Raw genomic sequence first — 14071 nt, 5'->3', positions numbered from 1 at the left:
CTCGTTTTGGTTAACAGATTTTAAAAGATACCCCGGCGATCTAAAAACTGTGCCACAACATCCATTAATACATATCATTGTAGGAATGATGCAACTTCACTTGTTGTTACGATCGCTCCTACTATTCTTGTAGGCTCGATTTTTTACGTCCAAAGGCTTTTGAATGATCAAAACCCACAATTATGGAGCAAGTAATAACACAACCATCTGTAAGGTCACAGCATCTCTGGTGGCAAAATGGCGTTATCTACCAGATCTATCCAAGGTCTTTTCAGGATTCAAACGGTGATGGCGTTGGTGATCTGCAAGGCATTATCAGTAGGCTCGACTATTTACAATGGTTGGGTGTGGATTGCGTCTGGCTCTCGCCGATATTTTCTTCGCCAATGGCCGATTTCGGTTACGATATATCAGATTATCAAGGTATACACCCGCTTTTCGGGACAATGGAAGATTTTGATGAATTGCTCGGCGAAGTCCACAACCGGGGCATGAAGCTGCTTCTGGACCTGGTCCCAAACCACACATCAGACCAGCATCCGTGGTTCCTGGAAAGCAGATCTTCCAAGGACAATCCCAAACGCGACTGGTATATCTGGCACGACGGGAAAGCCGATGGCGGGCTGCCTAACAACTGGCTGAGCGTTTTTGGCGGACATGCCTGGGAATGGGACGAAGTTACCCAGCAATATTATTACCACGCATTTTTGAAGGAACAACCTGACCTAAACTGGCGCAACCCGCAAGTTCAGGAGGCCATGATGAATGTAATGCGATTCTGGCTGGACAAAGGGATTGACGGTTTCCGGGTGGATGTTATGTGGCATATGATTAAGGATGAGCAGCTGCGCGATAATCCGCCGTTCCCAGGTTCAACATTTAACCCGAACGACCTGATTTACGATCATTACACACCTGTTTATTCCACGGACCAGCCCGAGGTGCACGAAATTGTACGCATGATGCGCGCCGTTACGGATGAATACGACGATCGCGTGCTGATCGGTGAAATTTATCTGCCGATCCACAAGCTGGTTACCTATTATGGTCAGGACAACAACGGTGCTCACTTGCCATTTAATTTCCAGTTACTAACATTGCCCTGGGACGCACCTGCGATTGCTATGGCGATTGATGAATATGAAGGCGCATTACCAGCCGAAGGGTGGCCAAACTGGGTGCTGGGAAATCATGACAAACCCAGAATATCCAGCCGCGTTGGCCGTGAACAGGCAAAAGTCGCCGCGCTCTTGCTGCTGACATTGCGCGGGACGCCTACTATATATTACGGAGATGAAATCGGAATGCGCGATGTGGCGATTCCGATGAACGAAATTGTAGACCCGCAAGGCCTGAATATGCCCGATCTGAATATCAGCCGCGATCCTGCCCGTACACCTATGCAATGGAGCGGCGAGATTAATGCAGGTTTTTCAAATCACAAGCCATGGCTGAGATTGCCGTTCAACTCCGGACGGGTAAATGTGGAGAAGCAAAAGGGCGATATGTATTCCAAACTGCATTTTTATCGGAAACTGATCAGCCTCCGCAAAGAACATGCAGCGCTGAATGTCGGATCTTACAGGCCTGTTTATGCGGACCAGCAACTGATCTCTTACCTGCGCGAATCGGGCAATGAAAGATTTCTGATTATTTTGAATCTGAGTCACAGACCTGCCTATTTCAAACCCAGACAGGAATCTTACTCGGGTACGGTAATCCTCGGAACAGAAATTGAACGCATCGGCATGCAGGTTGAAGATATCATTACTTTGGGCGGAGACGAAGGACTGCTGATCCGGCTTTCCTGATTACCCCATCACAATGTTAATCTGGATAAAATTTTAAAAGAAGCCTATTAACCCAACAGAAGCTTATAACATCCAACTAAACAAAAAACCAAGTATGAAAGCGCTAAAATCAATCATTACCATGTCTGCCTTTGCCATCTGCATGTCACTTGCTTCTTGCGGAACAGTGAACGACTCCGAAAAGGGAAGCGAAGGTTCAGGAAGCAAGTCAGAAACAACGCCGAATGACAGCAGCGGAGCAGCGAGCCGCGCAGCGACAGGCGTGGGTGAAGATAACCAGAATGACAGCCTGGGTTACCCATCCAACCAATCCAACCTGAATGCTGATTCTACCAGTCGCAAGCATGATGATGAGTCTGTGAAGAAACCACAGTAATTTATTTGAAGATTATGCATAAAAAAAGGGCCGATTTACATCGGTCCTTTTTTAGTTCGTTGATGATGAATGGTTATTGGGACATTCTAGCTGAATCACGAAGACGTTTGATTGTGTCATGTCCGTCTTTCAGGATTGCTTTTTGTCTTGTTATTAATGATCTCAAATCCGGCGTTAACTCATCAGATGCCAGGGCCGTTTCATAAGCCTTTTGCGCAGCGTCTTCGCCGAATTCCGAATTTTCAAGTGATGTTTTTCTACCATCACTGCTGAATGCTGATTTTACATCCATCCAGGTTCTGTATAATTTACCCGAAACCATGGTGCCGGTCGCAGGCTCTCCGCCTAACGCTGTAACCTCTCTTTTAAGTTCGGAAGCAATTTCACGGCTATGGTCTGCCAGGTTGGAATATAGTGATCTTAGATCTGTGTCCGAGCTGTCTGTCTCGTCAGTTGACTTTTTATATCCTTCAACACGGTCGTTATTAATCAGGATTAAATCATTAAGTATGTCTACTACTGCTGAATTACTTGCCACGACTTGTTTGTATTTGGTTATGTCATGCACTCATCAACTATTGTTCCACCGCAAGAATGGGCCAAAAAAACATCCAAAAGCACTTTGGATTTGTGCTAACTAATAAATTTGTGGAGCTTTTTGCGCCGTATACATACAAATTAAGGAGTAACTGCAAGCGGCACTTATTTTTCGCTTAGCTTTTTACGCACTTTACTTAGAAATTCAGGAGAAAAACCCAGGTAGGAGGCGATGTAGTGCTGGGCAACACGTTGTGGAATGGCGGGGTAACGGTTAAGAAAGTCCAGGTATTTTTCAACAGCAGTGGTTGATATGGTTCTGAAAAGACGCTCCTGCAACTGAGCCAGGTTTCGCTGCACCATCAACCGGAACATCCGTTCAAAGCCGGGCACTTTGGCCAGCAGCTTTTCTTTGGTTTCCGGCGTGAGTATAAGCAGTTCGCAATCTTCGAGCGTTTCAATGTAAACCAATCCGGGCGTCTGGTTCTGGAAGCTGGTAATGTCACTCACCCACCAGTCTTCCACCGCAAACTGCAATGTTACTTCTGTACCCGAATTGTCGATGTGATAGGTCCGTATGCAGCCTTTCAGAATGTAGGCTTCGAACTGGCATATTTCCCCTTCCTGTAACAGAAAGCTTTTCTTAGGGTATTTTTTAAATTGAAGCAAAGAATCAAAATATTCGAGATCCTCAGGTGCGAACGTCATGCACCGCAACGCATAATCATTTATTTTTTCAAACATGCTTCAATTTTTCGATTTAACGCTGTGTCAGCGCGTGCTTGATTTCGGAGTAAAGCAAGCCGCTTCCACCTCCATAATGCCGCATACATACTGTTTGAGGCGCAACCGTTTCGCATAAGCGCAAAATCTGCGATTCTGCTTCCTCATCCACGCCGACGCCTAAAAGTACTAAATCAAATTTATTTATCTCAAAAGCCATCCTGGCTTCATCCAAACTGCTCACGCCCGTTCCATTCCACTGATCATTTTTGTTGATCAGGCGGATCATGGTTTCCAGGATCTCCGCATGATCAGCCAGAACGAGAATATTTATATTTGCCATTTTATTTTGGGGTTTAGTTCCGTTGGATCATTATTAATCAGGCAATTGGTTTAATCAGGCTGCATTGCGCCAGACTTCATTTCACCATTTTTCAGGAATTTCCATTAAAAGCACCTCTGCGTCGCTTGTTGCTGTAATGTTCACATCTGCTTCCGGCCACAAGCCATATCCATCCCGCCGCTCCAACGCCTCGCCGTTGACATGAACATTGCCTTTGATCACAAATACATAGAGTCCGTTTCCCGCTTTTTTCAACGAATATCTGGTTCCAAAACCTGCGTCCAGTTCACCAATGTGGAACCACGACTGCTGCTGGATCCATACGCCTGCATCGTCCGGATCAGGTGAAAGGATCTGCAAAAACTTGTTGTGCTTATCGCCTTTGCTATAGTCCAGCTGATCGTAACGCGGGGCAACATTCAATTGATCGGGGTAAAGCCAAATCTGCAAAAATGTCACAGGCTCGTCGGGATGCTTATTGAATTCGGTATGATAGATACCCGTCCCCGCGCTCATAGCTTGAATCTCACCCGGATTGATCACAGCCACATTGCCCATGCTGTCCTGATGCTCCAATGTGCCTTCCAGCGGAATCGAAATGATCTCCATATTATCATGCGGATGCCTGCCAAAACCCTTTCCACCATTTACAATGTCATCATTAAGGACTCGCAAAGCCCCGAACTGGATGCGCTGCGGATCATAATGATCGTGAAAACTGAATGTCTGGGCACTTTTAAGCCAGCCATGATCCGCCACAAAACGGGAATCGGCTTTATGCAAAATACTGTTTTTCATGACTTTCTTATTTAACTTATGCTCAAATTGATGCATTCAAAACGTGCTTATTAGCCAACTGGATTTCTGGTGAAGAAATCGTGTGCTGGCGCCCAGGATAAATGGCAAACGTCACAAATGCATTCATCCGCTCCAAAATCGCAATACTTTCTTTCACTCTCGAAACCGGCACGTGCGGATCCGGATCACCGGTCGCGATGAAAACGGGAGTCATGGCAAAATCACCATTATAATTCCCCTCATTGATTTTTTCACCGATCAGGCCACCTGTAAAGGCAATAATGCCACCATAACGTTTTGCATTTCTGGTCGTATATTCCAATGTGAGACATGCACCCTGCGAAAAACCTGCAAAGTATATGTTCTCCGGTAAAATTCCCGCCGCCTCAATCTCCGTAACAACCTGATCAACAATATCCAGCGCTGAATTTAACGCGGGCTGATTTTCTGTTTCCGGCGCCATAAAACTATACGGATACCAGCTGTTATTGAATGCCTTCGGCGCATAAATGGCCATATCACCTATATTCAAAACGCGTTTTAGGGAAATGATATCCTCCGCAGATCCACCCCTGCCGTGGAGCATGACAATCGCTTTTTTTGCTTCCTCAATGCCCATGCCATCGTTTAATATTTGCTTGCTATGCGTATACATATTGTTGTATTTAAATGAATGAAAATCAGCCGGACAAGATTGAATATCAATGCGTCCGGCTAATTAAAACGTGTTCCTTAAACTAACTTAGGAAGCACACTTTCAATCTGAGCCCTGCGGGGTTCGTATTGAGCGGGAAGCTGCAAACTCGTTCCCAATTCCTCAACCGTTTCATCCGTTGCAAACCCAGGATTATCACTGGCGATTTCAAACAACACACCGCCTGGCTCGCGGAAATACAGCGAATAGAAGTAATTCCGGTCAATTTTATCCGTGATCTGGTGTCCCGCTTCAATCACTTTTTTACGGAATTCCATCAAAATATCATCATTAGCAACGCGGAAAGCTACGTGGTGAACAGATCCGCCAGCTACATGACCGGCACGTTCGCCAGGCACTTCAACCAGGTCAACGATCGCCGCATTTTCAACCGCATCCGTCACAAAACGGTAACGGTTCACATGTTGTTCCAGCAGTTTATAACCAAAAATGTCTGTCAGGATCTTCGCCGTTTCTTCGATTTTGTTGCTGGTGATCGTGATGCTGTGGAATCCGCGTGTGGCGTTTTCCGCAGTCACTTCCGAGGTTTCGTAAGGCGTTCTGTTATCAGCCGTTTTGGACACAGTAAGCTCGAATTTCAAACCATCCGGGTCCAAAAACGTCAGGTATTGCTCTCCGAATTTTTCGGCCACTTTGTTGTAAGTAACGTGGTTGGCATCCAGTCTTTTCAACCAGAAATCAAGACTTCCTTCCGGCACAGAGTAACCGATCTCAGTAACCTGCCGCGTTCCCCGGCGACCCGCAGGAATCTGGCTGCCCCATGGGAAGAATGTCAGGATTGTACCCGGCGTTCCTTCCTTGTCGCCGTAATAAAAGTGATATGTATTAGGGTCATCGAAGTTGACGGTTTTTTTCACCATCCTCAAACCTAAAACCCTTGTATAGAAGTCATAATTTTTTTTAGCATCACCAGCAATAGCCGTAATGTGGTGGATCCCGTTGATTGTATGTTCCATGTTTTCTAAAAAGTTTAGTTCTCTTTGTTTTTGCTGACACAAAGATACCACCCTACGAAAGGGCAAAACATTGAACTAGGACAAGAAAAACGGGACGATGGGAAGTTTCAGGCAATGCGCTTCGCCGCTTCCGCGAGCAAAGCCACATCTTCTGTTACCCGCTTATTTTGCTTTGCAGCTTCCAGGTAGACGCTCATGGGAAACTTGCCGTCGAAAGTGGGGTCGATTTCGACCATGGGGACTTTGAGCCTGGCGTGTTTGATGCTTTCCAGATCGGTGATGGAAACGTAGCTCAATTCTGGTTTTCCCTGGCCCAGATCGCACAAACCGAATGCAATGTTGTTAGTCGCATCCAACTCGGACAATAGCCATATTGCCTTACCATATTTAGAATGAAGCTTCACGACAGGCGGGTGATCCTTGGCCAGGTCGCTTTGAACTTCCTGCGCATTATGGATCATTATTTCTCGTAAATTCTGTGGGATCATCTTTGTCATTCTACAAAAATAGTTGATTTCCGGCTTAAAACCGGGCGTAGAATTAAAGCTACGCGCTGTCTATACGGTTAATAAATAATGCGGAGGGATTGGCAAAAACTGGGAATCATCCCCTATTTTACACCTGGCAATTTTCTCATTTCTCCAAGGCAAAGCCCTGATAGATTGGCAAAACATCAACTCTGGCGAGTCAGGACACTTATGTCGGATTGTCTGAAAAATCTTATAAATAAATTAAACAATAATCACAACCAACTTCTACTCTATGAAGAAAAATCTACTCACAATCTTCTCATTACTTCTTCTACTCCTCAGCCAATCGGTCTTCGCACAGGTCACAGTAACTTTTCCTACGGAACGGGCGGTATTTCAAAGAAACAATGCCAACGAAGCAAACGTATACATCGGAGGGTATATCACTGAACCTTTTGAGCATATCGAAGCGCGGTTCGTGCCCCGCGTTACCGGCGAAGGCGAAGCAGCCCCTGCCGGAGGTGGCTGGACTATTATCGACGCAAGTTTTTCCAGCGGGCATTTTTACGGGATGATGACCGTTAAGGGCGGCTGGTACAGGCTTGAAGTGCGGGCAATAAAGGCTGGCAGCGAGCCAAAACTTTCCAGTGTGGAGCGCGTGGGCGTCGGCGAAATTTTCGTTGTGGCAGGTCAGTCCAACGCAACAGGTGGCGATGCTAATCCTAACGGCCCCGGCGCTTCCAATGACCAGGTAAACAGCGTGAACTTCCAGAATGTGAGCGACGGCGCTGTTACAGAATACAATAATGTTCAGCTGCCCTGCCCGGAATTTGTTCATTTGGATGCCGGCACAAAGACTTCGCCATTTGGCAATTATGCCTGGTGCTGGGGATCATTTGGTGACAAAATTTACGAAAAATACCGCGTCCCGGTCATGATCTTCAATGCCGGCTGGTCGAGTACAGGGATTGAAGAATGGCGGCAGACGATTGATCCTGATGCCATTACCACAGGTCCATTTGGCTATACTTTTCCAAGAGGTTTACCGTTCGGTCACCTCAGGTTAGCGTTAAATAACTACGTTGCTCAGCTTGGCATCCGCGCCGTCCTATGGCACCAGGGAGAAACCGATAACTTTATCGAAAGCTCAATTGTGGGCAGCCCCAAGGACCGTTACCGCGATAAACTTTGGGAGGTGATCAATGCGAGCCGAAATCTTTCGGGCAAAAATAACCTGGCATGGGTTGTAGCGCGGGCTTCGCGCTTCACTTTTGATGGTGCAACAAGGGTTTCTGCGAACGTGATCGCTGCTCAAAATGAGCTGATCGACAATGATGCCACCTATGCGCACGTATACCAGGGCCCCGATACGGACCCGTACTACAGCATTGAATACCGCGCCGATGAAGTCCATTTCCGAGGTGATGGTGTCACGCAATCTCCCGATGGGAATGTGTATTCAGGATTAATTTCCCTCGCGGGATTTTGGAACGACAGGATTACCAGTGATTTTCTCAGCCAGTCCACCCCCTATCCTGCATTGCCCCCCGTGGAAGTCACAGCAACTCAGGCGGCAGGAACCACGGATCTCACATTCGCAGGGCCAGGCATTCCGAGCGGCTCGGTATACAATTGGCTGAGCGCAGATAATTGCAATCAGGTAGAGGCCACATCGCAGCAGTGGACGGCAGGAACAGGGTTTTACAAATTAAAAATTATCGACGCCAATAAAAACACCATCTTCTCCCCTCGCCTCTATGTTTCCGGCACGGCACTCCCTGTAACCTGGAAATATTTTAATGTCCGCAACACAGGAAACAACCGACCTTTGATCCAGTGGGCTACTTCTGAGGAAACGAACGCATCCCATTTTGAGTTGGAGCGCAGTGAAAATGCAGTTGTTTTCACGAGCATTAACACGGTTGCAGCAGCCGGACATTCGAACGCAACGAACGCCTATGCATATCAGGAAGAATTTCTTCCCTCAGGCATTTATTACTATCGTATCAAACAAGTGGATCTGGATGGGAAGTTTAATTTTACCCGGGTTGTAAGCAACATTATTGAAGAAAGCAGCATAATCAAAGCCTACCCTAATCCGGTAACCGATCTGCTGAACATTGAGTCGGAAAAAGTGCTGGGAATTGTGGAAGTGTTTAATGTAGCAGGAACAAAGCTTTATACATCCAAGCAAAATTTGAATACTATGTTCCTGGATATGAGCAAATTCCCAACCGGCCTGTATACTGTCACTTCAAATGGCAAAAGCGCTAAGGTGATAAAAAAATAAGGTTAGAACGCTTGAAGAAGCTGTCGGCTATCTGAGCATTCTTTGTTTTTATCACGCCAGGTTTAGCACGGAAGCATAGGGTGTATTGCTAAATCAGGACATCAGCGGAAGAGAAGGCGTTTCGATCAGCTTGATCGATAACGCTTTCTCTAATTTGCAAATCGTTTCCAAAGTAAGATTCTCCGACCCTTTCACAATCTTGTTGACATATTGAGGAGAGCATTTCAAATTCTCTGCAAGATCTTTTTGCGTCATTTTGCGCTCGCGTAAGGCGCTCAGCACGCTGACGCCAATCGCAAATGAAATCCGCAGCCACGCATGATTGTCCTGCCTGGCCTTCGCCTCGGGCAGCCAAGTAATGTCCTGCTTGGCATTTTTTAGTTTTTCTCTGATCTTTTCCATTTTTTAATCCGGTTAATACATCTCAAAAATCTCCAACTCATTATTTTCAGCATCCCTAAGGTAACCCCGCAAATATTCCAGTTTTTCTAATTCTGTTACGAGATGACTTCGCTCGTTCATAGTCCTTGTCAACTTAATTGCACCACCAGAAACCACAAATAAATTAACATCCACCCTGATTGCATAGATTCGCAACCAACTATGCCTCCGCGAACCTCTCACCTTGCTACTCTCCAGTTCTTCCATTTTTGTTGTTCCATTTCGCAATGGCCTGAACAAGCTCGAAAGCGTCTCATTCTCGTCTGTCAGCCCGGTTTGCGCTACCGCCACTAACTTCCGCTCCAACAAAATCGCTTCATTCATTGTCGCAATAACAGCTTCCTGAACAGTCACATGCTGCCAGAAGGTGTTCAAATCCTGCTTATGTTCTTCAAAAAATGCTTCAAGAAATTCGGCATCATTCCAGAGCTCAAACATTCGCGCGAACGCATTGCATTCTTCTTTCTGGAATTTCGCCGCAAAGAGGCTGTCCCGAACAATCACAAAGATATTACTAATTTTCATAAATCAACCTATAAGTTTATATTTCTTTCATCCATTTTCCTTTTAGACGTTGATTGGTTTTTTGGTCACAATTTTTTACAATAAAGTATTGTAAAGTTATTTTCATGAAAAAGACAGCGTACCATGTTTACATCCATGCGCCGCCGCATCCAGCTTTACACTAACTTCTAACCTACTCCTCCAAACTGGAACGCTTTTTTTCGGGATGGGGAATGAAAAAAGGTGTTAATGTTGTTGTAGAGACATTGCCGGAATTAAAGTCAATTTTTCGCTTGAAATTATGAATTGGATTACAATCAATAGTACGGAAGAGGTCGAGAGAATTTACAAGTCATCTGAGTATGCTATCATTTACAAACATAGCCCGCGTTGCATGACGAGCCTGATGGCTTATCGCCAGTTGAAATCGGATGTAAATTCGGTTCCAGATGTAGATGTGCCTCTTTACATTGTGGATGTGGTCAATAACCGCACTGAATCCATGTCCATAGCGAACACATTTAAAATACAGCATGAATCTCCGCAACTCCTGGTTGTAAAAAATGGGGAATGTGTTTTTGACGCTTCGCACGAGGACATTTCACTGCACGATACGCTGGGCTATTTTCAGTAGGCAAATATTTAGTAAGCAACATGTTAATGTAAAACTTGTTGATAAAAAAGAGATCGTTCAAAGGGATAAACCTTCTGAACGATCTCTTTTTGTTTTGGAATACTAATATTTAAACTTCAAGCACACTATAAGCACAAACCGAGTACTAGGTCGCCAGCGGCGGGCCCGATGGGATCATGATTTTCTCACGCTTCATTTTGAATTTCTGCTTTTTGGCCGTGAACTTCGCAGTCATGTATTCGCCCATGTAAATGGAGCCTGTCATCACATCGTCTTTAACAGTTCCCGAAAACATAAATGTGATGGCATCACCCGGCTGACGGTCTGTACTGCGCATTTTAAACTCATTTCCTTCCACTGTTCCCTGCATTTCGCGGACGCTGAACTCGCCCTTGTGAGAACCTTCAAGCCAGTTGCCATCCTGCTCGATGATGAGCGTTTGCTTGCTTTTGGAAGAGAAAAACTCGACGTCCGCCTCCCAATGTCCCTTCAAAGAAACCGAAGGAGCAGTCATCTCCGCTTTTTGCGGCGTTCTTTTTTGAGATAAAACCTCAAACAGCCGATCTGAAACGACCTTATCGTCACCCGGCTGCATTTGCCCGGTCGTGATCGATACAAATGTGGCCCCGTCGCGCGTTCCTCCACCTAAGGCGATCCGTGGTTTTGTGCGTCCGAAAAGTTCAGCGATTTCCTCACCTGTAATGTTCAGTTTCGCGGTGTCCCACGAAATTCTCAGCTGGGGCGTACGGTTCGAGAGCTGTTTCGGCTCAACAACCGTTGTTTTAACGGAATCAATGGTCGATACTTTTTTGGAAATGTTGTCGAGCCAGGAAAGCCATTTTTTCCATTCGCCTGCATGGTCTCTTTTAATCCATGCCTCCACAGCAGCAACCATTCCCATCGTCTCTTCCCTACCTACCTTATTATCGCGACCGGGACCGTGATGGGGAGCACTTGCCTGCCAGGCAGACATGAGCAAATCTTTCCTGCCCAACACCAAACCGGCACATTGCGGGCCGCACAAGGCCTTTCCACCGCTATAAATCACCACATCCGCGCCCATTTTCAAATGCACGTTCGGAATAGTAAGGTCTTCTGCGGCGGCGTCTACCATGACCGGAATGTTTTTCGGCTTGGCCAGTTTGGAGGTCGCTTCCAGCGACATAGGCCCGCTCATGGACTCGTCGCCAGCCATCAGGTATATCATCGCAGTCCGCGAGCTGATCGCATTCGACAACTCTTCGATCGAGTCAACCGTAATCAGGGTTACGCCTACATTGCGCAGCGCATGATCGTAAACATTGCGGGAATATCTTGGAATAATCACTTCTGTTTTATCAAACCCTGCCAGATTGGGAACACGGATGAGCTTTTCGGGATTACCGCCCGTTACACACGCAACCGTAACATGCTTCATCCCTGCGGCACAACCGGCCGAAACCAAGCCCCACTCCGCACCCGTAAGCTCAGCAAGTCGCTTTCCGGCACCGAATGCCAGCTCGTCATACTGCACAAAAACCTGAGCCGCGGCATCCATTGCAGCTCTTACTTCCGGCCTTTCAATGGATCCGCCAATGATGGTGAATGTTCCGCGACAGTTGATAATCGGCTCCACACCAATAGCCTGGTAAATCTCCTTGCCCGCAGCTACATCCGCATTGCGGGAGACCGTTTCAGCTGATTTTTTCTGCGGAAGCATAATACTCCCAGCAAGCGGAAGCATGGATAAATCTTTAATGGCATCTCTACGTTTCATTACTTTTTCAAAAGAGGTTAAGGAATATTAAAAGTTTGGGAATTCACAAGCGACTTTAAGTATAAAATTTTGCATATTAGCATGACTACCGACCATTATATGGCACATTGCTGAATATCTGGACGAGTTTAACACTAAAACAAAACTTAACCAAATTCGAAAATTTACACACTCGGGCAGGTTACCGGTTTTTTGGAATTTGTAACTAACGGAAAATTAGCGTCCGGGAATTCGCTTAACACATTAATTTTCTTTGGCGGTTTGCGCATACGTCGCATTAATTCGTGATATTTACACTAATAAATACCTTCCTATCATACCTAAATAAAGCTACTGTTTTGCGTTCCGAATCCAAGCTTTACAATTTTTGGATCAAACTGTCTGGGTCATCTGACGAATTCCCTCTAAATGCCCGGATTTTTCACTCCGTTTGTCTTATCTCCCTAGCTGCGCTGATTTACAATGTTCCTTTTAATTACATCATCGGCTTGCCCAAAGTGGCATTCATCAGCTTTCTAGTCCTGGTTGCAGTTGCCGTTTTATATTATAATTCGCGTTTCCGTCATCGGTTTGGCATCTCTATCCTGATCGCCGACATTGTCGGGCTTTTACTGTTTACGGTCAACTACTTTTTGAACTCCGGCCTCCGCGGGCCGACGGATCTTTATTTCCTGCTTCTTCTGTTGCTGAGCATTGGGATAAGCCCGGCAAAGCAGTACAAAATATGGATCCCCGTCAACATATCGGTGGTGTTGGCGCTTAATGTCTTTGAATATTACTATCCGGAAACCGTGCCCTATACGTATGTAAACAGGTTTGCAATGTTAGTGGATCAGATGTCTTCGTATGTGGTGGTGGCCATATTGGCCTATATCTGCACAGATTATATCCGGCGGAGTTATGAAAATGAAAGGCGGTCAGCGGTGGAAAAATCGCTGTTTATAGCAGAGAAAAACCAACAGATTCTTAAACAGAATGTAGAGCTGGAACGCATTAATGCGGAAAAGAACAAACTGATGTCGATCGTCGCACACGACGTGCGGGGGCCATTGGCCAGCATTCAGAGCTTCCTGGAATTGCTTACTGAGTATGATCTGGACGAGACGGAACGGCAAGGCATCAAGCGGGAACTGCTGAATGCCACAAACGACACGATGGCTTTACTATCCAAGTTATTGAATTGGTCAAAATCGCAATTAAATGGTGTTTCCGCTCAAAATGAGGCCCTGAATTTGGATGAGCTGCTGAATTCCACATTATCCCTGGAAAAAAGCAGCGCCATCAGGAAGGATATAAAACTGAACTATGCAATTGATCCGTCGATCGAAATTTTCGCGGATCGTGATATGATGCAGGTTGTATTCAGGAACCTGATCGGCAATGCCATAAAATTCACACCCGAAGGCGGACAGGTAAGCATTGAATCAGAGATATCCGGCAATGAATGTATTATAACGGTTCGCGACAATGGAATCGGGATTTCGCCGGATAAGCAAGCCGTGCTGTTTTCCCTGAATGTTCAATCGACTTACGGCACAAAAAACGAAAAAGGTGTGGGCTTGGGTTTGCTGCTGACGCAAGAATTTTTGGCTGCGCAAAACGGGAAAATCTGGTTTGAATCGACCCCTTCGGAAGGCACAAGCTTCTTTGTTTCTGTTCCCAGACATGGCTACTCTTTGATCAAAAATGATTAGTTTTGATCAAAGAAAATTTTTGA

Annotated in this window: 15 protein-coding genes; 5 read left to right on the top strand and 10 right to left on the bottom strand. The window is 45.9% G+C overall.

From position 1 onward, the window contains the following. Nucleotides 1–182: 182 nt before the first annotated feature. Both NFI80_RS02830 and NFI80_RS02825 read left to right on the top strand, forming a co-directional pair. Nucleotides 183–1811 (top strand): alpha-amylase family glycosyl hydrolase, encoded by a 1629-nt coding sequence (locus NFI80_RS02830; RefSeq protein WP_235164967.1) that lies wholly within the window; start codon nt 183–185, stop codon nt 1809–1811. Nucleotides 1812–1905: 94 nt separating this feature from the next. Further along, nucleotides 1906–2187, top strand: a complete 282-nt coding sequence (locus tag NFI80_RS02825) for a hypothetical protein (RefSeq protein ID WP_235164968.1) — start codon at nt 1906–1908, stop codon at nt 2185–2187. Nucleotides 2188–2260: 73 nt separating this feature from the next. Here NFI80_RS02825 and NFI80_RS02820 read toward each other — a convergent pair whose 3' ends face one another. The 7 genes from NFI80_RS02820 to NFI80_RS02790 form a co-directional block, all read right to left on the bottom strand. Further along, a complete protein-coding gene (locus tag NFI80_RS02820) occupies nt 2261–2725 on the bottom strand; it encodes a PA2169 family four-helix-bundle protein (RefSeq protein WP_235164969.1) in 465 nt (154 codons plus the stop codon). Between the two features lie 164 nt (nt 2726–2889). Next, nucleotides 2890–3468, bottom strand: a complete 579-nt coding sequence (locus tag NFI80_RS02815) for a Crp/Fnr family transcriptional regulator (RefSeq protein ID WP_235160141.1) — start codon at nt 3466–3468, stop codon at nt 2890–2892. Nucleotides 3469–3484: 16 nt separating this feature from the next. After that, the gene (locus NFI80_RS02810; protein ID WP_235164970.1) at nt 3485–3790 is read right to left on the bottom strand and encodes a response regulator; all 306 of its coding nucleotides are present in this window, start codon (nt 3788–3790) and stop codon (nt 3485–3487) included. Between the two features lie 81 nt (nt 3791–3871). Beyond that, nucleotides 3872–4588, bottom strand: coding sequence for a pirin family protein (locus NFI80_RS02805; protein ID WP_235164971.1), 717 nt, complete (start codon nt 4586–4588; stop codon nt 3872–3874). A gap of 22 nt (nt 4589–4610) precedes the next feature. After that, nucleotides 4611–5243 (bottom strand): alpha/beta hydrolase, encoded by a 633-nt coding sequence (locus NFI80_RS02800; protein ID WP_235164972.1) that lies wholly within the window; start codon nt 5241–5243, stop codon nt 4611–4613. 77 nt (nt 5244–5320) lie between these two features. Then, nucleotides 5321–6259: a ring-cleaving dioxygenase gene (locus NFI80_RS02795; protein ID WP_235164973.1), complete on the bottom strand. Its 939-nt coding sequence runs from the start codon at nt 6257–6259 to the stop codon at nt 5321–5323. A gap of 107 nt (nt 6260–6366) precedes the next feature. Then, a complete protein-coding gene (locus NFI80_RS02790) occupies nt 6367–6756 on the bottom strand; it encodes a DUF2958 domain-containing protein (RefSeq protein ID WP_235164974.1) in 390 nt (129 codons plus the stop codon). Between the two features lie 265 nt (nt 6757–7021). On the opposite strand from NFI80_RS02790, the gene NFI80_RS02785 reads away from it, so the two are divergent. Then, nucleotides 7022–9019 (top strand): T9SS type A sorting domain-containing protein, encoded by a 1998-nt coding sequence (locus tag NFI80_RS02785; protein WP_235164975.1) that lies wholly within the window; start codon nt 7022–7024, stop codon nt 9017–9019. A gap of 93 nt (nt 9020–9112) precedes the next feature. On the opposite strand, the gene NFI80_RS02780 is transcribed toward NFI80_RS02785, so the two are convergent. Both NFI80_RS02780 and NFI80_RS02775 read right to left on the bottom strand, forming a co-directional pair. Next, nucleotides 9113–9421 (bottom strand): helix-turn-helix transcriptional regulator, encoded by a 309-nt coding sequence (locus tag NFI80_RS02780; protein WP_235164976.1) that lies wholly within the window; start codon nt 9419–9421, stop codon nt 9113–9115. Nucleotides 9422–9433: 12 nt separating this feature from the next. Next, entirely contained in the window at nt 9434–9985 is a 552-nt protein-coding gene (locus NFI80_RS02775) for a hypothetical protein (protein ID WP_235164977.1), read from the bottom strand. A gap of 280 nt (nt 9986–10265) precedes the next feature. On the opposite strand from NFI80_RS02775, the gene ytxJ reads away from it, so the two are divergent. After that, nucleotides 10266–10598 (top strand): bacillithiol system redox-active protein YtxJ, encoded by a 333-nt coding sequence (ytxJ, locus tag NFI80_RS02770; RefSeq protein ID WP_026629896.1) that lies wholly within the window; start codon nt 10266–10268, stop codon nt 10596–10598. A gap of 145 nt (nt 10599–10743) precedes the next feature. Here ytxJ and NFI80_RS02765 read toward each other — a convergent pair whose 3' ends face one another. Continuing rightward, nucleotides 10744–12354 carry an aminotransferase class V-fold PLP-dependent enzyme gene (locus tag NFI80_RS02765; protein ID WP_235164978.1) on the bottom strand — a complete coding sequence of 537 codons (1611 nt, stop codon included), beginning with the start codon at nt 12352–12354 and terminating at the stop codon, nt 10744–10746. Between the two features lie 338 nt (nt 12355–12692). Here NFI80_RS02765 and NFI80_RS02760 point away from each other — a divergent pair, with 338 nt between their 5' ends. Further along, nucleotides 12693–14048: a sensor histidine kinase gene (locus NFI80_RS02760; RefSeq protein ID WP_235164979.1), complete on the top strand. Its 1356-nt coding sequence runs from the start codon at nt 12693–12695 to the stop codon at nt 14046–14048. The last annotated feature ends 23 nt before the right edge of the window (nt 14049–14071 follow it).

The organism is Dyadobacter chenhuakuii (assembly GCF_023821985.2).
Lineage (GTDB): Bacteria > Bacteroidota > Bacteroidia > Cytophagales > Spirosomataceae > Dyadobacter > Dyadobacter chenhuakuii.
This window is presented reverse-complemented; position numbering and strand designations above follow the sequence as displayed.

Coding starts and splice junctions, on each gene's coding strand:
- NFI80_RS02830 (WP_235164967.1), top strand. CDS start 183: ATGGAGCAAGTAATAACACAACCATCTGTAAGGTCACAGCATCTCTGG.
- NFI80_RS02825 (WP_235164968.1), top strand. CDS start 1,906: ATGAAAGCGCTAAAATCAATCATTACCATGTCTGCCTTTGCCATCTGC.
- NFI80_RS02815 (WP_235160141.1), bottom strand. CDS start 3,468: ATGTTTGAAAAAATAAATGATTATGCGTTGCGGTGCATGACGTTCGCA.
- NFI80_RS02810 (WP_235164970.1), bottom strand. CDS start 3,790: ATGGCAAATATAAATATTCTCGTTCTGGCTGATCATGCGGAGATCCTG.
- NFI80_RS02805 (WP_235164971.1), bottom strand. CDS start 4,588: ATGAAAAACAGTATTTTGCATAAAGCCGATTCCCGTTTTGTGGCGGAT.
- NFI80_RS02800 (WP_235164972.1), bottom strand. CDS start 5,243: ATGTATACGCATAGCAAGCAAATATTAAACGATGGCATGGGCATTGAG.
- NFI80_RS02795 (WP_235164973.1), bottom strand. CDS start 6,259: ATGGAACATACAATCAACGGGATCCACCACATTACGGCTATTGCTGGT.
- NFI80_RS02790 (WP_235164974.1), bottom strand. CDS start 6,756: ATGACAAAGATGATCCCACAGAATTTACGAGAAATAATGATCCATAAT.
- NFI80_RS02785 (WP_235164975.1), top strand. CDS start 7,022: ATGAAGAAAAATCTACTCACAATCTTCTCATTACTTCTTCTACTCCTC.
- NFI80_RS02780 (WP_235164976.1), bottom strand. CDS start 9,421: ATGGAAAAGATCAGAGAAAAACTAAAAAATGCCAAGCAGGACATTACT.
- NFI80_RS02775 (WP_235164977.1), bottom strand. CDS start 9,985: ATGAAAATTAGTAATATCTTTGTGATTGTTCGGGACAGCCTCTTTGCG.
- ytxJ (WP_026629896.1), top strand. CDS start 10,266: ATGAATTGGATTACAATCAATAGTACGGAAGAGGTCGAGAGAATTTAC.
- NFI80_RS02765 (WP_235164978.1), bottom strand. CDS start 12,354: ATGAAACGTAGAGATGCCATTAAAGATTTATCCATGCTTCCGCTTGCT.